At 65.7% G+C, this 23,116-nt stretch carries 20 protein-coding genes; 8 read left to right on the top strand and 12 right to left on the bottom strand.

From position 1 onward, the window contains the following. Nucleotides 1-80: 80 nt before the first annotated feature. The 8 genes from pnp to rimP form a co-directional block, all read right to left on the bottom strand. Nucleotides 81-2,228, bottom strand: coding sequence for a polyribonucleotide nucleotidyltransferase (gene pnp / locus B5D62_RS32060; RefSeq protein ID WP_085938198.1), 2,148 nt, complete (start codon nt 2,226-2,228; stop codon nt 81-83). Nucleotides 2,229-2,438: 210 nt separating this feature from the next. After that, entirely contained in the window at nt 2,439-2,708 is a 270-nt protein-coding gene (gene rpsO / locus B5D62_RS32055) for a 30S ribosomal protein S15 (protein WP_085938172.1), read from the bottom strand. Between the two features lie 16 nt (nt 2,709-2,724). Continuing rightward, nucleotides 2,725-3,648, bottom strand: coding sequence for a tRNA pseudouridine(55) synthase TruB (gene truB, locus B5D62_RS32050; protein ID WP_419188830.1), 924 nt, complete (start codon nt 3,646-3,648; stop codon nt 2,725-2,727). A gap of 44 nt (nt 3,649-3,692) precedes the next feature. Next, nucleotides 3,693-4,097 (bottom strand): 30S ribosome-binding factor RbfA, encoded by a 405-nt coding sequence (gene rbfA, locus B5D62_RS32045; RefSeq protein ID WP_085938170.1) that lies wholly within the window; start codon nt 4,095-4,097, stop codon nt 3,693-3,695. A gap of 175 nt (nt 4,098-4,272) precedes the next feature. Next, nucleotides 4,273-7,023, bottom strand: a complete 2,751-nt coding sequence (infB, locus tag B5D62_RS32040) for a translation initiation factor IF-2 (protein WP_085938169.1) — start codon at nt 7,021-7,023, stop codon at nt 4,273-4,275. A 32-nt stretch (nt 7,024-7,055) separates the two neighbouring features. Beyond that, the gene (locus tag B5D62_RS32035) at nt 7,056-7,655 is read right to left on the bottom strand and encodes an RNA-binding protein (RefSeq protein ID WP_170921254.1); all 600 of its coding nucleotides are present in this window, start codon (nt 7,653-7,655) and stop codon (nt 7,056-7,058) included. Between the two features lie 57 nt (nt 7,656-7,712). Next, nucleotides 7,713-9,248 (bottom strand): transcription termination factor NusA, encoded by a 1,536-nt coding sequence (gene nusA, locus B5D62_RS32030; RefSeq protein ID WP_085938167.1) that lies wholly within the window; start codon nt 9,246-9,248, stop codon nt 7,713-7,715. Nucleotides 9,249-9,293: 45 nt separating this feature from the next. Next, on the bottom strand, nt 9,294-9,803 hold the full coding sequence (gene rimP, locus B5D62_RS32025) for a ribosome maturation factor RimP (protein WP_231715020.1): 510 nt from the start codon (nt 9,801-9,803) through the stop codon (nt 9,294-9,296). A gap of 274 nt (nt 9,804-10,077) precedes the next feature. Between rimP and B5D62_RS32020 the strand changes: the two genes are divergently transcribed. Continuing rightward, nucleotides 10,078-11,340, top strand: coding sequence for an MFS transporter (locus B5D62_RS32020; protein WP_085938166.1), 1,263 nt, complete (start codon nt 10,078-10,080; stop codon nt 11,338-11,340). Here the strand turns inward: B5D62_RS32020 and trmB are convergent. Both trmB and B5D62_RS32010 read right to left on the bottom strand, forming a co-directional pair. After that, the gene (gene trmB, locus B5D62_RS32015; protein WP_085938165.1) at nt 11,273-12,001 is read right to left on the bottom strand and encodes a tRNA (guanosine(46)-N7)-methyltransferase TrmB; all 729 of its coding nucleotides are present in this window, start codon (nt 11,999-12,001) and stop codon (nt 11,273-11,275) included. The two genes, B5D62_RS32020 and trmB, sit on opposite strands and share 68 nt — an antisense overlap. 21 nt (nt 12,002-12,022) lie before the next feature. Then, nucleotides 12,023-13,567 (bottom strand): acetolactate synthase large subunit, encoded by a 1,545-nt coding sequence (locus tag B5D62_RS32010; RefSeq protein WP_085938164.1) that lies wholly within the window; start codon nt 13,565-13,567, stop codon nt 12,023-12,025. A gap of 240 nt (nt 13,568-13,807) precedes the next feature. Here B5D62_RS32010 and B5D62_RS32005 point away from each other — a divergent pair, with 240 nt between their 5' ends. Continuing rightward, entirely contained in the window at nt 13,808-15,385 is a 1,578-nt protein-coding gene (locus tag B5D62_RS32005) for an ABC transporter substrate-binding protein (RefSeq protein WP_218191409.1), read from the top strand. 45 nt (nt 15,386-15,430) lie between these two features. Here the strand turns inward: B5D62_RS32005 and B5D62_RS32000 are convergent, their stop codons facing one another. Next, a complete protein-coding gene (locus B5D62_RS32000) occupies nt 15,431-16,627 on the bottom strand; it encodes a M20 aminoacylase family protein (RefSeq protein WP_085938162.1) in 1,197 nt (398 codons plus the stop codon). Between the two features lie 118 nt (nt 16,628-16,745). On the opposite strand from B5D62_RS32000, the gene hisA reads away from it, so the two are divergent. The 6 genes from hisA to B5D62_RS31970 all read left to right on the top strand — a co-directional run bounded on the left by hisA (nt 16,746) and on the right by B5D62_RS31970 (nt 21,813). Then, nucleotides 16,746-17,477 carry a 1-(5-phosphoribosyl)-5-[(5-phosphoribosylamino)methylideneamino]imidazole-4-carboxamide isomerase gene (gene hisA, locus B5D62_RS31995; protein WP_085938161.1) on the top strand — a complete coding sequence of 244 codons (732 nt, stop codon included), beginning with the start codon at nt 16,746-16,748 and terminating at the stop codon, nt 17,475-17,477. 2 nt (nt 17,478-17,479) lie between these two features. Continuing rightward, nucleotides 17,480-18,253 carry an imidazole glycerol phosphate synthase subunit HisF gene (gene hisF, locus B5D62_RS31990; protein ID WP_085938160.1) on the top strand — a complete coding sequence of 258 codons (774 nt, stop codon included), beginning with the start codon at nt 17,480-17,482 and terminating at the stop codon, nt 18,251-18,253. Between the two features lie 55 nt (nt 18,254-18,308). Beyond that, complete coding sequence (locus B5D62_RS31985) at nt 18,309-18,692, top strand: phosphoribosyl-ATP diphosphatase (RefSeq protein WP_085938159.1); 384 nt, start codon at nt 18,309-18,311, stop codon at nt 18,690-18,692. Nucleotides 18,693-18,771: 79 nt separating this feature from the next. Next, entirely contained in the window at nt 18,772-19,158 is a 387-nt protein-coding gene (locus B5D62_RS31980; RefSeq protein ID WP_085938158.1) for a histidine triad nucleotide-binding protein, read from the top strand. Further along, nucleotides 19,155-20,168 (top strand): alpha/beta fold hydrolase, encoded by a 1,014-nt coding sequence (locus tag B5D62_RS31975; protein WP_085938157.1) that lies wholly within the window; start codon nt 19,155-19,157, stop codon nt 20,166-20,168. Before B5D62_RS31980 ends, B5D62_RS31975 begins: the two co-directional genes overlap by 4 nt. A gap of 52 nt (nt 20,169-20,220) precedes the next feature. Beyond that, a complete protein-coding gene (locus tag B5D62_RS31970) occupies nt 20,221-21,813 on the top strand; it encodes an FAD-binding oxidoreductase (RefSeq protein ID WP_085938156.1) in 1,593 nt (530 codons plus the stop codon). Nucleotides 21,814-21,831: 18 nt separating this feature from the next. On the opposite strand, the gene B5D62_RS34140 is transcribed toward B5D62_RS31970, so the two are convergent. Next, nucleotides 21,832-23,112: a YncE family protein gene (locus tag B5D62_RS34140; RefSeq protein ID WP_085938155.1), complete on the bottom strand. Its 1,281-nt coding sequence runs from the start codon at nt 23,110-23,112 to the stop codon at nt 21,832-21,834. Nucleotides 23,113-23,116 lie beyond the last annotated feature (4 nt).

Genomic DNA, 23,116 nt, shown 5'->3' with positions numbered 1-23,116 from the left:
TTCCAGCCGGCGTTCCCAGAAGAGCTCAATGAAAAACGGCGGCCGAAAGGCCGCCGTTCTTGTTTCTGGAGAGAGTGGATTTACTCGCCGGCGACGGGCGCGGCGGGCTGCTCTTCCTTCGGTTTGTTGGAGATGTCCTCGCCGGTCTCCTGATCGACCGCCTTCATGCTGAGGCGCACCTTGCCGCGATCGTCGACGCCCAGGACCTTGACCTTCACCTGGTCGCCTTCCTTGACGATGTCGGTCACCTTGGCGACGCGCCGCGGCGCGAGTTCGGAGATGTGGACGAGGCCGTCACGGGCGCCCAGGAAGTTCACGAAGGCGCCGAATTCGACGGTCTTCACGACCTTGCCGTTGTAGATCACACCCACTTCCGGCTCGGCCACGATGCCCTTGATCCAGTCGATCGCGGCCTGGCCGGCCTTGGCGTCGACGGCCGCAACCTTGATGGTACCATCGTCCTCGATGTCGATCTTGGTGCCGGTCGTTTCGGTGATCTCGCGGATCACCTTGCCGCCGGTGCCGATCACTTCGCGGATCTTGTCCTTGGGGATCGTGAACTGGGTGATGCGAGGCGCGTTCTGGCTCACCGTCTCGCGCGCACCGCCCAGACCCTTGGCCATCTCGCCGAGGATGTGGATACGACCGTCCTTCGCCTGCGCCAGCGCGACCTTCATGATCTCCTCGGTGATCGAGGTGATCTTGATGTCCATCTGCAGCGAGGTGACTCCGCGCTCAGTGCCGGCCACCTTGAAGTCCATGTCACCCAGGTGATCCTCGTCGCCCAGGATGTCCGACAGGACGGCAAAGCGCTCGCCTTCCTTGATCAGACCCATGGCGATGCCGGCCACCGGCCGATCGAGCGGAACGCCGGCATCCATCAGCGACAGCGAGCTGCCGCAAACGGTCGCCATCGACGACGAACCGTTGCTCTCGGTGATCTCCGACACGATGCGGATCGTGTAGGGGAACTTCTCCTTGGTCGGCAGCATCGGGCGGATCGCACGCCAGGCGAGCTTGCCGTGGCCGATCTCACGACGGCCCGGCGATCCCATGCGGCGCACCTCGCCCACCGAATAGGGCGGGAAGTTGTAGTGCAGCATGAAGTGCTCGCGGTACTCGCCCTCGAGCGCATCGATCACCTGCTCGTCCTGGCCCGTGCCCAGCGTCGCGACCACCAGCGCCTGCGTCTCACCGCGGGTGAACAGCGAGGAGCCGTGCGCGCGCGGCAGGATGCCGACCTCGGCCACGATCGGCCGCACGGTCTTGGTATCGCGGCCATCGATGCGCTTGCCGGTGTCGAGGATCGCCGTACGTACGACGTCGGCTTCGAGATTGCCGAACTGCTCGCCGAACGCCTCGAGTTCCGTGGCGTTGCCCTCGAACAGCTTGACCGCCTCTTCCTTCACCGCGGCGATCTTCTGCTGCCGTGCCTGCTTCACGGTCTCCGTGTAGGCCTCGGCCAGCTTGCTACGTGCCTCAGCTTTGAGCTTGGCGGCAACCGCCTTCGATGCTTCGGAAGGATCCTGCAGCGGCAGCGGTTCCTTGGCGGCATGCTCGGCGAGCTGGATGATCGCCTCGATCACCGGCTGGAAGGAACGATGACCTTCCATCACCGCGCTCAGCATCACGTCCTCGGGCAGTTCCTTGGCCTCGGACTCGACCATCAGAACGCCTTCCGTGGTGCCGGCGACGACGAGATCGAGATTGCTCTTCTCGACCTGATCGAGCGTCGGATTGACGACGAACTGGCCGTCGATGTAGCCCACGCGGGCGGCGCCGATCGGTCCCATGAAGGGGCAGCCAGAGATCGTCAGGGCGGCGGAAGTCGCCACCATGGAAACGATGTCGGGATCGTTTTCCATGTCGTGCGCCAGCGTCGTCACCACCACCAGCGTCTCGTTGCGATAGCTTTCGTGGAACAGCGGCCGGATCGGACGGTCGATCAGGCGCGACGTCAGGATCTCCTTTTCGGAAGGACGGCCTTCGCGCTTGAAGAAGCCTCCCGGGATCTTGCCGGCGGCGAACGCCTTCTCCTGGTAATTGACGGTGAGCGGGAAGAAGTCGAGGCCCGGCTTGGCCTTCTTCTCATACACCACCGTCGCGAGGACGGTGGTGCCGCCGTAAGTCGCCAACACGGCGCCATCGGCCTGGCGCGCGATCTTGCCGGTCTCGAGCACCAGCTTGCGGCCGGCCCACTCCACTTCTTTTCGGAAAACCTTGAACATATCGGTCATATCATCATCCTTTCCTGCACGGCTGCGCGCCCCCGTTTGGCGACAGCCGCCCACCAGCGCCCTTGCGCCAGCAGGACCGGGCCAGGCCTTTGCTCTCGCCCCTGCCTTCCCGGTTACCACGAAGTTGCGTCAGACGATCGAACTCACGGGGACCGACCGACGCAACGCGAAAAGGCCCCGCCGCGAGGGCGGGGCCGTACTTCAACGACGCAGACCCAAGCGCTCGATCAACGAGTCGTAGCGCTTGTGATCCTTGGCCTTGAGATAGTCGAGCAGCCGGCGACGCTGACCTACCAGCTTGAGCAGACCACGACGGGAATGATGATCCTTGGCGTGACCCTTGAAATGCTCGGTGAGGTTGGCAATGCGCTCGCTCAGAATGGCGACTTGTACTTCCGGCGAACCGGTATCGCCCGAACCCTGAGCATACGTCTTGATCAGCTCCGCCTTGCGCGCGGCTGTAATCGACATCGGTCATCTCCTGACTCTAGAGGTTGAACACGCGCACCGGCTGGATAGAGGCACCGTCCGAACGGACCAATGCGATCAGCCTGCTGCCGTTCTCGGCGCGACAGAGTGCGCCGGAGGGCGGTGCGTCCCGGGTCAAGAACACCGGCTGGCCTTGGCGCAACCGATCTGCTTGGGCCTCCGTCATGGCCAGCGCCGGGATGTCGTCCAGCGCGGTCGCGACAGGGGCCAAGACCCCGAGAAGCGCGGGAATATGCCCGAGGGCCTCCAGTTTGGAAAGCGAAATGGCCGCCTCTTCGCGGAACGGGCCGGCGGCTGTCCGGCGCAGTGCCGAAAGATGCCCGACCGTCCCCAAGGCGAGCGCCAGATCGCGTCCCAGCGACCGGATGTAGGTGCCCTTGCCGCAGGCGACCACGAAATCTGCGTGGTCCGGGTCGGGCCGCTCGAGGAGTTCGAGCCGCTCGATGACGACCTTCCGCGGTTTCAGCTCCACGGTCTGCCCGGCACGAGCCAGATCGTAGGCGCGCTGCCCCTCGATCTTCAGGGCCGAGAAAGCCGGCGGCGTCTGCTCGACCTCGCCGATGAACCGGCCTAGCAGCGCCATGATGGCCGCATCTGAAGGTCTGACGTCGCTGCTCGCGGTCACGGCGCCTTCGGCATCCTCGGTCGAGCGCGCCTCGCCGAAGCGGAGCGTGAACCGGTACTCCTTTCGACCATCCATCACGAAGGGTACGGTCTTGGTTGCCTCGCCAAGCGCGATCGGCAGCACGCCCGTCGCCAGCGGGTCGAGCGTACCGCCATGGCCCGCCTTCTGGGCGCCGAACAGCCAGCGCACACGCCCCACAGCCTGCGTCGAGGTCATGCCCAGCGGCTTGTCGAGCACGACCCAACCGTCGATCTTTTCGCCCTTTTTTCTGCGGCTCATTCGGGCGCGCCGCTCCAATAGCGCATCTCATGAGCGCCACTGGAGTGGCGCGCTCCCATGATTCACTTTTCGTCGATGTCTCGAGCCACATCGGGCCGGCGAAGCAAGGCGCCGATCCGGTCGGCCTCGTCGAAGGTGCGATCGAGCTCGAACCGGATCTCGGGCGCATAGCGCAATCCGGCGCGCTCGCCCACCCGGGAGCGGAACCAGGGCGCGGCCCGCCGCAATGCAGCGAGCAGCCGGGGTTCGTCGGAGCCCCCCAAGGGCATGACATAGGCGACGGCATTGCGAAGGTCGGGACTGACATCGACTGCCGTCACGGTGATCGAGACGTCGCGCAGTTCCGGATCCCGCATATTGCCGCGCTCGAGCAGTTGCGCCAGCAAGTGTCGCAGTTCCTCGCCCACGCGTAACTGGCGCTGGCTATGACCGCGACCGTCCTTTTCGGATGTCTGACGCCGAGACATGGCGTTCCTTCCTTTCTTCCTCCCTGACGCCGACCGCGCGCGGGAGAAGCACCGCCCCAGACGGAAAGGACGGAAGGCTCATGGACCGCATTGCCTCGGTCCATCGCCTTTCATCGCCAGCCGATGGCAGCACCTCTCCCCTTCACGGACGTCGCGAAGGGGAGGAACTCCAATCCTACAGCGTCGGCCGCACTTCTTCGACGTCGAAGCACTCGATCACGTCGCCGACCTTGATGTCGTCGTAGTTCTCGAACGCCATGCCGCATTCGAAGCCGTGCTGCACCTCGCGCACTTCGTCCTTGAAGCGGCGCAGGGTCTTCAGCGTGCCTTCGTGGATCACCACGTTGTCGCGCAACAGGCGGACCTTGGCGCCGCGCTTGACCATGCCTTCCGTGACCATGCAGCCGGCGACATTGCCAACCTTGGTGATGCGGAAGACCTCGCGGATCTGCGCATTGCCGATGAAGGTCTCCTTGTAGGTCGGCTCCAGCAGGCCGACCATGAGGGACTGAATGTCCTCGGTGACCTTGTAGATGATGCTGTAGTAGCGGATGTCCACCTTGTCGCGCTTGGCGATCTCACGCGCCTGCGGGTTCGCACGCACGTTGAAGCCGATGATCAGGGCGCCGGAGGCTTTGGCGAGCGTGATGTCGGCCTCGCTGATGCCGCCCACGCCGCTATAGACCACGCGTGCCGCGACCTTGTCGGTGCTGAGACGCGAGATGGCACCGGCCAATGCTTCGGCCGATCCCTGCACGTCGGCCTTGATGAGGACCGGCAGCTCCTTGGCGGTACCCTCGCGGATACCCTTCATCATCTCTTCCAGCGTGCCGCGACCGCCCGCACTACGGGCAAGCTCGGCCTGCCGGTCACGACGGGCGCGGAAGTCGGCGATCTCACGGGCCCGCGCCTCGCTGTCGACGACATGGAACTCGTCGCCCGCCTGCGGCGTGCCGGCGAGGCCCAGGATCTCGACCGGGAAGGCCGGCCCCGCGCTCTCGACAGCTTGGCCGCGATCATCGACCAGACGGCGTACGCGACCCCATACGGCCCCCGCGACCAGGACGTCGCCGACCTTGAGGGTACCGCGCTGCACGAGCACGGTCGCGACCGAGCCACGGCCTGGATCGAGCTTGGCCTCGACCACCACGCCGTCGGCCAGCCGGTCGGGATTGGCCCTGAGTTCCAGCACCTCGGCCTGCAGAAGGATCGCTTCCTCGAGCTTGTCGAGATTCATCCTCTTGGTCGCCGAGACCTCGATCGACTGGACGTCGCCGCCCAGCTGCTCGACCTGGATCTCCTCGCGCAAGAGTTCGTTCTGCACCCGGCTGGCGTCGGCACCCGGCTTGTCCATCTTGTTGATGGCCACGATGATCGGCACGCCCGCCGCCTTGGCGTGGGCGATCGCCTCCTTGGTCTGCGGCATGACGCCGTCGTCGCCGGCCACGACCAGCACGACGATGTCCGTCACCTTGGCGCCGCGGGCACGCATGGCCGTGAAGGCCTCGTGGCCCGGCGTATCGAGGAAGGTGATCTTCTGCCCGGACGGCAGCGTCACCTGATAGGCGCCGATATGCTGGGTGATGCCGCCGGCCTCATGCGCAGCCACGTCGGTCGCCCGCAAGGCATCAAGCAGCGACGTCTTGCCGTGATCGACATGGCCCATGATGGTGACAACCGGCGGACGCGCAATCTGCGTTCCCTCCGCGTCGGTGGTGTCGGCCAGGCCGATTTCCACGTCGCCTTCCGCCACGCGCTTGGGCCGATGACCCATTTCCGTCACCACCAGCTCGGCGGTGTCGGGATCGATCACCTGATTGATGGTCGCCATCACGCCCATGCGCATCAGGGTCTTGATCACGTCGGCGCCGCGCTCGGACATGCGCGCGGCAAGTTCCTGGACTGTGATGGTCTCGGGAATGGTGACCTCGCGATAGACCTTCTGCTGCGGCTCGCTGGCATGCTCGCGGCGACGTTCGCGCTCCAGGCGACGGCGCTGCTGCGCCACCGACCGGCTGCGGAAATCGTTCTCGCCCTCGACGGCGCGGCCAACGTCGATCTTGTCCGAACGACGCTTGGGTGCCTCACGACGCGCGCCCGGGGGCGGCGGAAGACGCTTGCTGGGCGGCGCCGGTCGCATCGGCGGCGGCCGACGTATGGCAGCGCCTGCGCCCGCGGCTCCTTGCGGAGCCGACTGTCCCGGACCGGCCGAGCCGCCGGGCATCGGACGGCGAATCTGGCCGGCGGGAGCCGGCGGAGGCGCCGGAGCGCGCGGTCTGACCTCATCGGCCGGACGGGCCGCTGGCGGCTGGGCTCCAGCGGCCGTTGCCGCCTGATCCAGACGCTTCTGGACCAGCGCTTCGGCCTTGCGCTTGGCTTCTTCTTCAGCCTTGCGCCGGGCTTCTTCCTCGGCAAGACGCCGCTTGTGTTCTTCCTCGGCCGCTTGGCGCGCCTTTTCCTCTGCGGCGCGGCGCACGGCCTCCTCGGCAGCGCGCTTGCGCGCCAGCTCCGCATCGCGATTGGCGCCAACCAGAGCGCGCGCTCTCGCTCCCCGCTCCTCTTCGGTCAGGGTGCGGAGAACGATGCCGCGGCCGCCCTCGCGCTGCGGCGTGGGACGGTGAGCCGGACTGCCCTGCTTCGGCGCCCGAGCCTGCGTCGGCGCTGGCACTGGCGCCGGCGCTGCCGGCGGTGGGGTCGTCGGAGCCGGCGGCGGGGACGGCGGCTGGGGTGCGGCAGGCGCAGCCCCTGTCGTCGGCCGCTTCACCGGCTTCTTGACCTCGACCGTCACAGCCCGCGTGCGCCCGTGCGAGAACTTCTGCTTCACCTGGGTCGCGTCGCTCTTGCCCGGCGCCGCCGCGCCGCCGCGCGTGCTCGTCGACAGGGTGAGCGGCTTGTTAGGCTTGTTCGTCTCTTTCTGTTCCGTCATGTCGCGTGTTGTCCTTGCTCCGCTCCGGCCCGTCAACCGGCGCTGTTGAGGCGATAACGGCGCCACCGCGCCGCACCCCCCGCAATCCGTTGAATGAACTGGCCCGACCGGTCGTCGTGCGCCACCGCCACGTAAACAGCATGCTCGCGTCCAAAGACGCCCCCGAGCGCCGCCGCATCCCCTAATCGCTCGATCGGCAGGCCAGCGGCCTGGAGCTTGGCGAGACCGTCGCCGTCAGCGCCTTCCGCCACCACCAGCAATCCGGCCTGGTGCCGCCCGATCATCTGCTCCACCCGCACGAATCCGGCAACTGCGCGCCCAGCGCGACGCGCCCGTGCGAGATCCTCGAGAACACGCTCGAGCAGGAGCCGTTCGACCCGATCGGCCAGCTCCGGCTCCGCCTTCACCGGCCTGCGGGCCGCCTTGGAGAACAGCTTGCGGGCGATCGCCTGTTCGAGCTTGGCACGTTCGCCCGTCACCCAGAGCCCACGGCCCGGCAGACGCCGCGCCAAGTCGGGCACGGCATCGCCTTCCGGTCCGACGACGAAGCGTATCATCCGCTCCGGCGACATCTCCGCTCCGGTGACGATACAGGTCCGCAACGGCGCCTTGCCCGCGGTATCGCGGGACATCGCCTCTCCGTCACGGTCTGTCATGGCAAACGCCAAGCTCAAACGATCCGTCCTCCGTTAGGCCTTGGCCGCCTCGCCGGCGGCTTCCTCGGCCGGGAACCAATGTTCGCGCGCCTTCATGATGATTGCGTTGGCGGCGCTGGCATCGAGCGTGCTCTCGCCCACGATCTCCCGCAGCTCGTCCGAGGCCAGATCGCCGAGATCGTCGAGCGTCTTCACGCCCTTCTCGCCCAGCGCGACCAGCATCGGGAGCGTGAGGCCTTCGATCGAACGCACCGCTTCGTCCATGCCGAGCTCCGCAAGCTTGTCGGCAAGTTCGGCGTCACGCTTCTCGATGTACTCGCGAGCGCGGCGCTGCAGTTCGGTGGCGATATCCTCGTCGAAGCCTTCGACGGTCGTAAGATCCTCGACGGCAGATTCCGAGATATCCTCGACCGTGGCGTAGCCCTCCGCCACGAGGAGATGGGCAATCACATCATCGACATCAAGGGCTTCCTTGAAGAGTTCGGTGCGCTCGCGCGTCTCCTTCTGACGGCGCTCGCTCTCTTCGGCCTCGGTCATGATGTCGATCTCCCAGCCGGTCAGTTGCGAGGCCAGTTTCACGTTCTGGCCGCGGCGACCGATGGCGAGGCTGAGCTGATCGTCGGGAACGACCACCTCGGCCTTGTTCTTCTCTTCGTCCATCAGCACTTTGCTGACTTCGGCCGGCGCCAGCGCGTTGACGATAAAGTTGGCCGGTTCGGGTGACCAGGGAATGATGTCGACCTTCTCGCCCTGCAGCTCCTGCACCACGGCCTGGACGCGGCTGCCGCGCATGCCGACGCAGGCGCCGATCGGATCGATCGAGCTGTCGTGGCTCAGCACCGCGATCTTGGCGCGGCTGCCGGGATCGCGTGCCACGGCCTTGATCTCGATGATGCCGTCATAGATCTCCGGCACTTCCTGCGTGAACAGCTTGGCCATGAACTGCGGATGGCTACGCGACAAGAAGATCTGCGGACCGCGCGGCTCCTCGCGCACGTCGAAGATGTAGGCCCGGACGCGGTCGTTGACGCGCAGGCTCTCGCGCGGAATCGACTCGTCGCGGCGGATCACGCCTTCCGCGCGCTGCAGATCGACAGTCACATTACCGTAATCGACACGCTTGACGACGCCCGACACGATCTCGCCGACGCGATCCTTGAACTCTTCGTACTGACGCTTGCGCTCGCTTTCGCGCATGCGCTGGGTGATGACCTGCTTGGCCGTCTGAGCCGCGACGCGACCGAAATCGATCGGGGGCAGCTCGTCGGTGAGGAAGTCGCCGACCTGCGCCTCGGGATTGCGGCGCTGGGCCTCGGCGACCGAGACCTGGACATTCTCGTTCTCCACCGGATCCGCGACCTGCATATAGCGGAGCAGCCGGATCTCGCCGGTCTTGCGATCGATCTCCGCCCGGATGTCGTGTTCGAGACCGTACTTGGCGCGCCCGGCCTTCTGGATGGCCTGTTCCATCGCCTCGAGCACTTCCTCGCGTTCGATGCTCTTCTCGCGGGCGACCATGTCGGCCACCTGCAGCATTTCCAGGCGCGGAATATCGGCGGTCGTTGCCATGATTGTCTTCCTCTCGTTCCCTGAGGTCTTCGTCGGTGTTTTTCTTCAGTTTGCCGGCCCGGGCTTGTCCTGGGTCCGGCTGTGTTCGTCGATCAGCGCATCGGTCAATTCGAGCTTGGCCCTGCTCACGGCACTGAGCGGCACATGCGCCTCCTTGCCGTCGTCGAGCTTCAGCTTCACGGTTCCATCCTCAAGCCCAAGCAGTGTTCCCTTGAAGCGACGCCGTCCGTCGATCGGCAGGGTCGTCTCGACGCGCGCCAGGTGACCGGCCCAGCGTTTGTAGTCCTTTTCCCGCGTCAAAGGTCGATCGATACCGGGCGAACTGACCTCCAGCGTATAGGCGCCGGAGATCGGATCCTCGACATCGAGCACCGCCGACAGGGCTCGCGAAAGAGTGGCGCAATCCTCGACATCCATCGGCCGGCCATCCGCAGGTTCGATCATGATCTGCAACGTGCCACCGCCGCGGCTCATCGCAACGCGCACGAGCTCGTAGCCCATGCCGACGACGGTCGGGGCGACAATCTCTTCGATGCGGCGCAGCAGGTCGGTCACGTGGTCGGATGTCTCTACGTTTGAGCTGCAGGCTGGCCATAAACGAAAAGAGCGGGCTGTTGGCCCACTCTTATTTTATTTGGCTCGTCCCGCGAACCCGATGAGGATGCCGGGGATATAGGCGCGACCGGGGCTACTGGCAAGGCCCGCATGCTCTCCAACGGTGTTGGCGGCGCATTTCCCGCACGACCTTAATGAAGCCCGAAAACGGCGAGCGGAAGGTTCGCGACTATGGAAACATCTGCGCCCATACGAGGAAACGAACGGTCGAGCTATGTCGCGTCGGTATCACGGCTGGTGGGTTGTCCTGTGTGCCTTTGTCATCGCCCTCTATGGGTGGGGGTTCGGCTTCTATGGGTTGAGCCTATATCTAGTAGCCCTGCATAACGCCCATGGTTGGTCGCCCGGGACCATCTCCACGGCAATTACCTTCTACTACGTCGTTGGCGCCTTCCTGGTAATGCAGGTGGGCGATGCCATCCACCGCTTCGGCGCCCGGCCGATCGTCCTCGGGGGAATAGCCCTGATGGCGTCTGGCGTGGCCGCCCTCGGCATTCTGCGAGAACCGTGGCAGCTTTACCTGGCCATCCTCCTGATGATTCCCGGATGGGCCGCCATGGGCGGCGGGTCGATCAATACCCTGGTGGCGCAATGGTTCGACCGCCGCCGGGGCATGGCCGCCAGCCTGGCGCTCAGTGGTGCGACCTGCGGCGGCCTGCTGTTCGCACCGGCTTTTGCCTGGGCGATCGCCAGCTGGGGCTTTGCCACTGCCTGTTATGCCGCCATTGCGGTGATGATGGTGACGCTGGGACCGTTCGCCGCGATCGTGCTGCGCCGTCGGCATACCGACGAGCACGATGTTGGCGACGACGCCCTTGCGGCCACGTCAAGTTCCGACACCCCGAGATCGCGACGGCAGTTGTTGGGCGAGCCGCGGTATCTGACGATGGTAGGGGCCTTTTCGATCGGCCTGCTGGCGCAGATCAGCTTCATTGCCCACCAGGCTGCCTTCCTCGAACCGTCGTTGGGGCTCAAAGGCGCGGGCTGGGCCGTGAGCCTGACCGCGCTTTCGGCTCTGCTGGGGCGGATCGTCGTCGGCATGATCGTCGACAAGGTCGACCGACGCGCCTGCAGCAGTGCGGTGCTGGGCATTCAGATTGCCGGCATGGTCGTCCTGCTGTCGACCTCGTCGGTAGTCGGTCTCTATGCCGGCTGCGCCCTGTTCGGCTTCGGGGTCGGCAATCTGATCACGCTGCCTGGGCTGATCGTGCAGCAGGAATTCCCGCGTCGGGACTTCGCGCGCGCGGTCAGCTTCAATGTCGCCATTACCCAGCTCCTGGCCGCTGTCGGCCCATCGCTGCTGGGGCTGCTGCACGATCTGTCGGGAAGCTATCGCAGTTCGCTCTGGGCCTGCCTGTTCCTGCAACTGGCGGCGGCGATCCTGGTGCTGATTCGGCCCGGCCCCAGCCCTATCGACGCCGAAAACGCAGGAATACGGGCTTATGACCCGCGAGCATCTTCTGCTCGTACCGCGTAGGCGGCCAATCGTCCGGTCGGCCGCGCCAATCGGCCGGCCGCTCGGCCAGCCATTCGAACGCCGGATGAGTGCAGGCGTGCTCGACCATCCACGGCAGGTAACTCGGATCGTCCGTCGCCAATCGCAGCTCGGCACCGGGTCGCATCAGTCGAGCCAGCACGTCGAGATTGCGTCGTTGCACGAAACGACGCTTGTGATGCCGCGTCTTCGGCCACGGATCGGGAAACAGCACGAAGGCCCGCGATAGAGACTGTGGTGGCAATGCCGCCATGACGAAACGCGCATCGTCTGTGAACAAGCGTACGTTGCCGACCCCCATACGCTCGATGTGCGCGAGGCACTTGGCGACACCATTGATATAGGGCTCGCACCCGATCAACCCGATGCCGGGATGGTGTTCGGCCTGCCAGACGAGGTGTTCACCGGCGCCGAACCCGACTTCCAGCCAGATACCATCCGGCGGAACGGCGCCGCCGAAAAGGCGCGCTAGGTCGATCTTGGTCGGGTTTTCGGACACGTCGCCGTCCGGCGTGACGATCGGTTCGGCGGGCAATGCGACGGCGAGGCGAGGCAACAACGTATCGAGCAGCGATTGCTGCCCGGAGCGCAGTTTCTTGCCCCGCCGGCGCCCGTGCAGCGTGCGTCGGCGGGTTTCTTCCATGACTTGATCCGGTGAATGCCCTTACATGACCACGTCGATCAAGTACGGGCCCTTCTGCGACATCGCATAGGTAAGCTGCTTGGTGAGCTCCTCTAGATCCAGTGCCTTGGCGCCCGGCACGCCCATGCTCTTGGCCATCGCCGTGAAGTCGAGCGTGGGCCGATCGAGCGTCAGCATGTCGATGGCGCGCGGGCCAGGATTGGCGGCACCGACATCGGCCAGCTGGCTGTAGAGGATCTTGTAGGAGCGGTTGGAGAAGATCAGCACGCAGACATCGAGGTTCTCGCGCGCCATCGTCCAGAGGGACTGGATCGTGTACATGGCGCTGCCGTCGCCGACCATGGCGATGACCTTGCGGTCCGGACAGGCGACCGCCGCGCCCACCGCGACCGGCGTGGCGAAGCCGATCGAGCCGCCCATGTTGTTCAACCAGTCATGCGGCGGCGCACCGGCGCTGAACGGAAAGAAGCCACGGCCGGTCGTGACCGACTCGTCGACGACGATCGCCCCCTCGGGCAGGGTCGCGCCGAGGGCGGCCCCGAGACCGTCGAGGGTGAATTTGCCGGTCGGCCGGTCGGGCCGCTTGGCTTCCGCCACCTTGGGCTTCTCGTTCAGGGCGCCGAGTTCCGCGGCGAGCGCTTCGAGGGAATCGATCGGATCACCCTCGACAGGACACAGCGTGGTGACTTCGCAATCGTCCGGCGTCAGCACGGAGGGCTTGCCGGGATAGGCGAAGAAGGCCGCCGGCGCCTTCGCGCCGCACAGCACCATATGCTTGGTGCCCTTCAACATCTCGAGCGCGGTCTCGACCACGAAATGCAGGCGCAATACCGGAACGCGGCCCGCACCGCGCTCGATCCGGGCCGTACCGCCGGCAGCCTGCACCTTGCAGCCGGTCTTGGCTGCGATCTTACCGGCAAGCTCGAGCCCCTTCGCGCGCAACGCGCGGCCGCCCAGGAACAGCATGGCCGACTGACCGTTCTTCAAGGCCTTGGCAGCGGCAACGATTGTCTCGCTGGACGGCTTCTGCGGCGCCGGCGTTTCCGGCGTCTCGGCCACGCCCTCCGCCTCGGTCCAAGCCGTATCCGCCGGCAGGATCAGCGTGGCGATCTGGCCGGGCGCAACCCGCGCCGCCTGGATTGCAGCCGCGCCGTCGGTCGCCACGGTCTTGGCGGTCGGCGAGGTCCTGACCCAGTGCGAGAAAGGCCGCGCGATGCCTTCGATGTCGGCCGTGAGCGGCGTGTCGTACTTGATGTGATAGAGCGCGTGCTCGCCGACGATATTGACGATCCCCGAGCCGGCCTTCTTCGCGTTGTGCAGATTGGCGGCCGCATTGGCGAGACCGGGCCCGAGATGGAGCAAGGTCGAGGCCGGCTTGTCCGTCATGCGATAGTAGCCGTCGGCGGCACCGCTGCAGACCCCTTCGAACAGGCCGAGGACGCAGCGCATGCCCTCGACGCGGTCGAGTGCCCCGACGAAATGCATTTCCGAAGTTCCCGGATTGGCAAAGCAGACATCGACGCCGCCCTTCACCAATGTCCGAACCAGACTCTCCGCTCCATTCATCGATGTCCCCCAACCAGAAATGCCAATCTTCCGAAACTGCCGGTTCCGAAACTACCAGTCTTTCGCGGCGCCACCCTAAGCCAGAGCGACGGTAAAGACCACGCGTGGCAACGCGGCGCCGTTATGCATCGTCGTTTGCAACCGTTCTCATTTTATTCCAGAAGCAGGTTCCTGGTCGTCCTGTCGCGTTGCAATCGACGAACCACCCCGCAAGAGTTTGCGCTGCCCATGGAGCTTCGCATGCCTTTTCTCCGCGCGGCCGGCGCACTTTTGGCCGCGATCCTGATGGCGATTGCGCTACCCGCTGCAGCGCAGGAACTGAAGATCGGATTGAAGAGCGAACCGACGTCGCTCGATCCGCAATATCAGAACATCGCCGTCAACAACGAGATCGCCCTGCATCTGTTCGATGCGTTGGTGGCCAGGGACGACAGGCAGTTGCCCGTGCCCGCGCTCGCTGTTTCGTGGAAGCCCGTCAGCGACACGGTGTGGGAATTCAAGCTCCGCCCCGATGTGAAGTTCCAGGACGGTTCGCCCTTCACGGCCGAGGATGTGGTCTTCACCTATGAGCGTGCCGCCCGCGTGCCCAACAGCCCATCCCCCTTCACCATGCTCAGCCGGCAGATCACGCGCCTGGAAATCGTCGATCCGCTGACACTGCGCATCACGACAGCGGCCCCGGCCCCGCTTCTGCCGCTCGATCTGGCGGGACTTCCGATCCTTTCGCACATCGCCGCCGCCGGCGCGGCGCCGGAAGGCAAGACGACCGCCGAGCTCGACCGCGGCGAGGGGCTGCTCGGCACGGGGCCTTTCCGGTTCGTGGCCTGGAAACGGGGCGCCGATCTGGTGCTGGCCCGCAACGACGCCTACTGGGGGCCCGAGCCGGCCTGGAGTCGCGTCACCTTCAGGGCTCTCCCCGATGCAGCAGCACGCGTGGCGGCTCTGCAGGCAGGAGACGTCGATCTCATCGAAGATCCACCTGTCGCCGAACTGTCCAAGCTGCGCAAGGATCCAAAGATCACCCTGTCGGACACCGCCTCCGACTGGCTTCTCTACATCGGCCTCGATGCCTCCGCCGAGCCATCTCCGGGCATTCCCGATACCGAGGGCAAGAATCCGCTGAAGGACAAACGGGTCCGGCAGGCGCTATCCCTGGCCATCGATCGCAAGGCCATCGTCGAGAAGGCCATGGACGGCGATGGACAGCCGGCTGGCGATTTTCTGCCGTGGCCGGCCTTCGGCACCCGCAAGGATGCACAGCCCGAGCGTTTCGATCCGGCGGCAGCCCGCCAGTTGCTGACCGAGGCGGGCTATCCCAAGGGATTCTCGATCACCCTTGGCGCGCCCGATGGCCGTTATGTCGGCGATCGCCAGATCGCCCAGGCCGTCGCTGCCGCCTGGAGCCGGATCGGCGTGAAGACCGAGGTCGAAGCAAGCGCACCGGCCGCCTTCACCAAGAACCGCGACGAATTCCGCTACAGCGCCTATCTCTCCGGCTGGGCATCGGATCCCGCCGACACGTCCATCCCGCTGCGCGCTTTGGTGGCCACACCCAATCGCGAGAAAGGCATCGGCGGCAGCAATCGCGGTCGCTATTCCAACCCGGAGATCGACGCCAAACTCGAAGAGGCCCTGCGCACGGTGGACGAGAAGAAGCGCGAGGGCCTTCTGCAGGCGGCAAGCAAGCTCGCCCTTTCCGACTATGCCGTCCTGCCCGTGGCATTCGAACTGGCTGTCTGGGCGATGCACAAAGGCCTCACCTATCCCGCCCGTCCCGACCAGATGACGCTGGCCCAGTTCGTCAAGCCGGCCAAGTAAAGCCAAGCGGCTGCGGACCCGCTCGCAGGTCCGCAGCCCCAAGGGCTACGCCTTGGCGTCGGCCAACTCGACCTGCACGAGATTGACCCAGTAGGCCGCGCCCGTGGTCAGGATCTCGTCGTTGAAGTCATAGAGCGGCGTATGCACGTTGTGGCAGCCGCCTTCCTCGCTGCCGCCATTGCCGATCATGATGTAGGCACCCGGCTTCTTCTCGAGCATGAAGGCGAAATCCTCCGCGCCGGTCACCGGCGGTGTGTTGGGCTCGACCTTGTCGCGCCCAACGGTAAGGGCGGCCGCCTCGACCGCCAACGTGGTCTGCTCCACCGAATTGATCAGCGGCGGATAGCGGCGGACGTATTTGTACTGGGCCTCGCAGCCGCTGGCCTGCGCCAGCGAACGCGCCATCTCGCCCAGCCGCCGCTCCAGCAGGTCGCGCACCTCGGGCGTGAAGCTGCGCGACGTGCCGGCGACCACAACGTCGGACGGAATGACATTGGGCGAGCCCGCCGAACCGGCGGCGAGATGGCCGACGCTCAGCACGGCCGCCTGGGTCGGCGGCACGTTGCGACCGATGATGCCCTGGATGGCAACGATGAACTGGCCGGCCGGGAAGGTCGGATCGGTTCCCCGATAGGGAAGGGCACCGTGTCCACCCGTCCCTTTGAAGATCACTTCCCAGCTATCGCTCGCCGCCAGCATCGGGCCGGAACGGATGGCGAAGTGGCCCTTGGGGAAGCCCGGCATATTGTGCATGCCGTAGACAGCGTCGCAGTCGAACCTGTCGAATAGCCCCTCCTCGATCATCACTCGGGCGCCACCGACGCCTTCCTCGGCCGGCTGGAAGATGAAATGCACCGTGCCGCCGAAATCGGGCGAGGCGGCAAGATGCTTCGCCGCGCCCAGCAGCATCGTCGTGTGTCCGTCGTGCCCGCAGGCATGCATCTTGTTGGGAATGACCGAAGCATGGTCGAACGTGTTCTTTTCCTGCAGGTGCAGGGCATCCATGTCGGCCCGCAAGCCGATGGTCTTCTGCCCCGGCCGGTTGCCTTTCAGCGTACCGACGACACCGGTGGTCGCCAGGCCGCGATGCACCTCGATGCCCCAGGATTCGAGCTTCTCCGCGACGATCTGCGACGTCCGCTGCTCTTCGAAGGCGGTCTCCGGATGGCGATGGATATCGCGCCGGATGGCCGTGAGTTCGGCTTGCAGGCTGGCCAGGAGATCGGGCGTTGTACGCGTCATGGATAGTCCTTTCGTCGATCGGCGGAGACTAGCCCCAGCCCGACCATCCCGCCACAGAGTCCCAGCCGCTGCCAACGGGGTAGCGCTGTCGCGGGCAACGCGCTACATCCGCGCCGAAATGATCCTGTTTCCTGCGATCGACCTGAAAGACGGCAAGTGCGTTCGGCTGCTGCGCGGTGACATGGCGCGCGCCACGGTGTTCAACGACAGCCCCGCCGCCCAGGCCAAGGCCTTTGCGACCGCCGGCTGCGAATGGCTGCATCTGGTCGACCTGAACGGCGCCGTGGAAGGCCATCCCGTCAACCGGGCCGCGGTGCTGGAGATCCTGAAGGCGGTCGAGGTTCCGACGCAGCTCGGCGGCGGCATCCGCACCATCGAGAGCATCGCCCAGTGGCTCGAGGCCGGCCTCCAGCGGGTGATCCTGGGGACCATTGCCGTGAAGGAGCCGGGCCTGGTGAAGGCGGCCTGCAAGCAATGGCCGGGCCGCATCGCGGTCGGCATCGATGCGCGCGACGGCATCGTCGCGGTCGACGGGTGGACCAAGCAGAGCACGGTCCGAGCGCTCGACTTGGCGCTGCGCTTCGAGGATGCCGGCGTTGCCGCCATCATCTACACCGACATCGACCGCGACGGCGCCATGGGGGGCGTGAACGTCGATGCCACCATCACGCTGGCCCAGCACCTCACCACGCCCGTGATCGCCTCGGGTGGCGTCAGTTCCCTCGATGATCTGCGCGAACTCCTGCCGGCCGAGGAGCACGGCATCATCGGCGCGATCGTAGGGCGCGCGCTCTATGACGGGCGCGTGACAGTCCCGGACGCCATCCGCGTCCTCAAGGGCGAGCGATGACCATGCTCAAGGTCCGCATCATTCCCTGCCTCGACGTGAAGGACGGCCGCGTGGTGAAAGGCGTGCAGTTCGTCGATCTGCGCGACGCCGGCGATCCGGTCGAGCAGGCCCGCGTCTATGATGCCGCCGGCGCCGACGAACTCACCTTTCTCGACATCACCGCGAGCCACGAGAACCGCGACACGATCCTCGACGTCGTCGGCCGCACCGCCGAACAATGCTTCATGCCGCTGACCGTCGGCGGCGGTGTGCGGACGATCGAGGACATCCGCAAGCTCCTGCTCGCCGGCGCCGACAAGGTGTCGATCAATTCGGCGGCCGTGGCGCGGCCCGAGTTCGTGCGGGAAGCAGCCGAGAAATACGGCGACCAATGCATCGTCGTCGCGATCGACGCGCGCCAAACCGGCCCCGGAAAATGGGAAGTCTTCACCCACGGCGGCCGCAAGGGCACCGGTCTCGATGCGGTCGAGTGGGCCAGGCGCATGACCGATCACGGCGCCGGCGAAATCCTGCTGACGTCGATGGACCGCGACGGCACCAAGTCCGGCTTCGATCTCGCGCTCACGCGTGCGGTTTCGGACGCAGTGACCGTGCCGGTCGTCGCCTCGGGCGGCGTCGGCACGCTCGATCATCTGGTCGAAGGCGTTACCCAGGGCGGCGCCTCTGCGGTGCTCGCGGCGTCGATCTTCCACTTCGGCGAATTCACCATCGCCGAAGCAAAAGAACATTTGGCAAAGGCCGGCGTTCCGATACGACAAATGTCGCACGCAGCTTGAAATTGAAGTAGACTTGCAGTTAGCGCCCATCAACGTGGCGCCGAGACCCCCGTCGATGGCGAAGAAGAAGAAACCAAAGAAGAAGGCGCAGAAGTCGCGCCACGAGAACGGCACTGCGGACGAGCACGTGCTGGACCGGTTGTATGTCGTGATCGACAGCCGCAAGGGCGCCGATCCGAACACGTCTTATACCGCGCGCCTGTTCAGTCGCGGCCGGCAGCAGATCGCCAAGAAGCTTGGAGAGGAAGCAGTCGAAGCCTTGATCGAGGGCATCCGCGGCGACAAACCCAAGCTGGTGGGCGAGAGCGCCGATATGCTTTACCACCTGCTGACGCTGTGGGCGGCGACTGGCGTGAAGCCCAGCGCCGTGTGGGACGAGCTGGCGCGCCGCGAGGGCCTGTCGGGCATCGCCGAGAAGGCCTCGCGCAAGGCTACCTGAAGACGCGGTAACTGCCGGGTTGTCATTCCGGGCGCGGCGAACGATCCTGCCGGCCTTCGCGACGCGACCGGAGTTCTGCATGTCGACTTATGACCGCAACAATATCTTTGCGCGCATCCTGCGCGGCGAGCTGCCGTGCAAGAAAGTCTACGAGGACGAATTCGCTCTCGCCTTCCACGACATCCACCCGCTGGCGCCGGTCCATGTGCTCGTGATTCCAAAGGGCGAGTATGTCTCCAACGCCGATTTCGCCGCTTCGGCGCCACCCGACCTGCTGACCGGCTTCTGGCGCGCCGTCGCAAAGGTCGCGCGCGATCTCGGACTCGAGTCCAGCGGCTACCGTCTGGTCGCCAATCACGGTGCCCAGAGCGGCCAGAGCGTGTTCCATTTCCATGTCCATATCTTCGGCGGCAAGATGATGCCGCACGACATGACCAAGCTGCCGGAAGCTGCCGCCAAGGCATGATGAAGCGGCGGATGCTGCTGGGCGGCGTGGCCTCTCTGGCCACCACCGGCGCACGCGCCCAGTATTTTCCGCAGACGCTCAAGCAGCGCGAGGTCCGCTTCGCAGGGGCCGCGGGCGCGACGCTTGCAGGCACGCTGGTTCTGCCGTCGATCACGGAGATCGAGCGGGTGCCGGGCGTCGTGCTCGTCGCCGGCAGCGGTCCGACCGATCGCAACGGCAACAATCCGTTGATCCCGGTGCGCGTCGACCTGCTGAAGCAGATTGCCGAAATCCTCGGCCATGCCGGCATCGCGACCTTGCGCTACGACAAGCGCGGCATTGGCGGTTCGAGCGTCGGCCCCCACAAGGCGGCGGACGGGCTGGAGCAATTCTTCACCTGGGACCACTTCGTCGGCGACGTGCAGGAGGCGCATGCCGAATTGCTGCGCCACGACGAAATCAAACCCTACGCCACGGCCTTTCTCGGCCACAGCGAAGGTGGGTTGCTGTCGCTCGCGGCCACAGTGGCGATGGGCGCGCGACGTCCCTACACGCTCGTACTCGCCTCGACCCCCGGCCGACCGCTGGCCGATATCGTGCGCGATCAGATCGCGCGCAGCCTGCCGCAGCTCAGCGGCACGGCCGAGCGCATCATGGATGCCATTCGCGACACCGGGCAGGTGCCGGACAACGTGCCGTCGGCCTTTCGCTCCGTCTTTCCGTCCTACGCCGGTGCCTTCCTGCAGGCCGCCTTTGCGTTCGATCCCGCGAAGGCCCTGATGCAGACGGACATTTCCTGCCTGCTGCTGCAGGGTGGTGCCGATCTGCAGGTCGTGCCGATGACCGACATCCAGCCGCTCATCGATGCACTGCGCGCGCGCAGGGCAGCAGCGGAAATCCTCATCGCTCCCCGGGTCAGTCACAATCTCAAGCCGGTTACCGCGCCGGACGATCCCGGCTTCGCCGGAAAGCTCGCGCCCTCGATCGAGGTAAAGCTTCTGGAGTGGCTGCGCCGCCTGTTGGGCGCTTGATCACTTCCGCCATGGGGCGGATCATCGTTGCCAAGAAGCAAACGGAGGAACGATGCGACGGCAGAAGAAGTTCTATGCCTGGGGCTACGCGGACGAGGATCTGTCGGCCGACGAGATCAAGCCGTGGGAAGCGGAGATCGCGCAGCGCTACGGGATTTCCAGTTTCGATGTCACCCCGGCACCCAAGTCCGACGAGATCGCGCTCCGCGCAACGCGCCTGACCGTGCCCAGCGGCCTGCAATCGATCGTGCGCACCGACCATCTGACGCGCCTCGAACACAGCTACGGCAAGGCCGGCTTCGATGCGATCCGCATGCTCATGCGCTCGGTACCCAACCCGCCCGATGCCGTCGCCTTCCCCGAGAACGAACAGGACATCGTGCGCGTTCTCGACTGGTGCGACCAGGCCGGGGCGATGGCCATCCCTTATGGCGGCGGCAGCTCGGTCGTGAAGGGCATAGAGCCGCCGGCCAGTGCGGAGAAGGTCGTCACCATCTCCCTGCGCCACATGGACAAGGTTCTTGAAGTCGACAGCGTCAGTCACGCGGCCCGCATCCAGGGCGGCATCTATGGTCCGGCGATCGAGGACCAGCTGCGGCAAACGCCCTTCACCATGCGCCACTATATGCAGGCCTATCGCTGCTCGACGCTGGGCGGATGGATCGCGACGCGGTCGGGCGGCCACTACGCCACGCTCTACACGCATATCGACGATTTCGTCGAAAGCCTGCGCGTGGTGACGCCAAGCGGCGCCCTTGAAACGCGTCGCCTTCCCGGCTCTGGCGCCGGGCCGAGCCCGGACCGAATGTTCCTTGGCTCGGAAGGCATTCTCGGAATCATCACCGAGGCCTGGGTACGGCTGCGCAAGAAGCCGACCTTCCGCGCTTCCGCCTCGGTCCGCTTCAAGAATTTCTTCGCCGGCGCCGACGCGGTCCGAGCCATCACCCAGGCCGGCCTCTACCCCGCCAACTGCCGGCTTCTCGAAGCCCGCGAAGCCCTGCCCGGCATTCCCTGGAGCAGCGAGGAGGCGGTGCTGGTCCTCGCTTTCGAATCGGCCGACCATCCGCTCGAGGCCTGGATGAAGCGCGCACTGGAGATCTGTGGCGATCACGGCGGCGCCGCCGATCCGACCGATCCCGACGACGAAAACGCCCATCGCTCAGGCGCCGCGGGCGCTTGGCGCAACCGGTTCATCCGCGCCCCGCACTACAGCGAGCACGCTGCGGCGCGCGGCATCCTGTCCTCGACTTTCGAGACGGCCATGACCTGGGAGCGCGTGCCAGAGTTCCATCGCAAGATCACCGCGATCACCCGCGACACGATCAAGCGCGTGACCGGCCGCGACGGCACCGTCACCTGCCGCTTCACGCACGTCTATCCCGACGGTCCGTGCCTGTATTTCACCTTCGGCGGCATCCTCGACAAGCGCCGGCAGCTCGAACAGTTCATGGAGATTCTGACGACCTGCACCGCGGCAACGGTAGAGCATGGCGGCACCACCACGCATCATCATGCCGTCGGCCGTTTCCATCGCCCCTTCTACGACAAGCAGCGCCCCGAGCTGTTCGCGCGCGCCCTGCGGGCCGCCAAGCGCGAGCTCGATCCGAAGGGAATGATGAATCCGGGCGTCCTGATCGATCCCTGACCCCGGTGATGCCGGCAATCAGCGCAGATTGCCGGTATGTCCCAGGGAGTAGCGGCCGGGCTGGGGCCATACGGCGAGGCCGTGCGGCTCGCGACCGACCTTGATCTGGTCGACGGCGCCCGATGTCGTGTCGAAGCGATAGACGACATCGTCGAAGCGGCCGGACAGCCACAGATACTTGCCGTCGGCGGAGACATTGCCCATGTCGGGCGACCCGCCGCCCGGGATCGGCCAGAAGGCGACGACCTTCTGGGTCGCGAAGTCGATCACCGACACACTGCCCTTGCCATGGCGCGGGCCGATCATCTTGTTGCTGCCGCGATTGGCGACGTAGAGCAGCTTGCCATCGCGGCTCGGATAGAGGCCGTGGGCGCCGATGCTGGTCGGGATGAAACCGACCTGGCGGAACGAGTCGCCGTCGACGACATGGACGCCGTCCGCCAGCATGTCGGCGACATAGAAGAGCTTGCCATCCGGCGAGATGCGCACGTCCTGCGGCATGCCGCGCGAGGCACAGACCGCGCCGCCGAGTTCCTGTCCTTCGTCCACGACGACCGGCTTCTTCTCGAACGCCGCCAGCTGCGCCACCACGTCGGGTCGCTGATAGAAGGGCGTCAGCACGAGCGTGCCGACCACGGTGCGGTTCACCATGTCGATCTTGGTGACGGCGCCGTTGAACTCGCAGGTGAAGAGAGCGTACTTGCCGTCGATCGAGAAGTCGGCGTGATTGATGCCGCCGCACTTCGGCGTCTTGATGGAAAAGGCTAGCTCCATCGTCCGCGGGTCGCGGAAATCGAGCCGCTTGTGCTCTTCGGCAACGACGATCGCGTACTTGCCGTCGGGCGTCCAATAGAGGTTGTAGGGATCGTCGACGGGCACCGAAGGTCCCGGCTTGCCGGTGAGCGGATCGATCGGGGTCAGACTGCCGTCGGTACGGCCTTCGGCATTGTTGGCGACCCACAGGGTCTTGAGGTCCCACGAGGGCACGACATGCTGCGGATTACGTCCGACCTTGTAGGTGTCGATGACCTGCATCGCCTGCGGATCGATCACCGTCACGCTGTTGCCGCGCCGGTTCGGGACATAGATGCGCGGCAAAGCGCCTTGAACGGCCGGGCTCAATTTCCCGGCTACCGTCTCACTATAGAGATTGGACGGATCGACGACCGGCGGCATGCCGGGGACCGTGGCAATGGCCTGTGGCGTACTTGTCTTGCTGACAGTGGTTTGCGCGGCAGCCAGGCATCCGGCGAAAGCGATCGCCACGGCGGGAAGAACGAGGAGGCGATTCTTCTTCATGAAT

This window comes from Enhydrobacter aerosaccus, from assembly GCF_900167455.1.
GTDB lineage: Bacteria > Pseudomonadota > Alphaproteobacteria > Reyranellales > Reyranellaceae > Reyranella > Reyranella aerosaccus.
The sequence above is the reverse complement of the archived record's forward strand: the minus strand, read 5'-3'. Positions and strand labels throughout refer to the sequence as shown.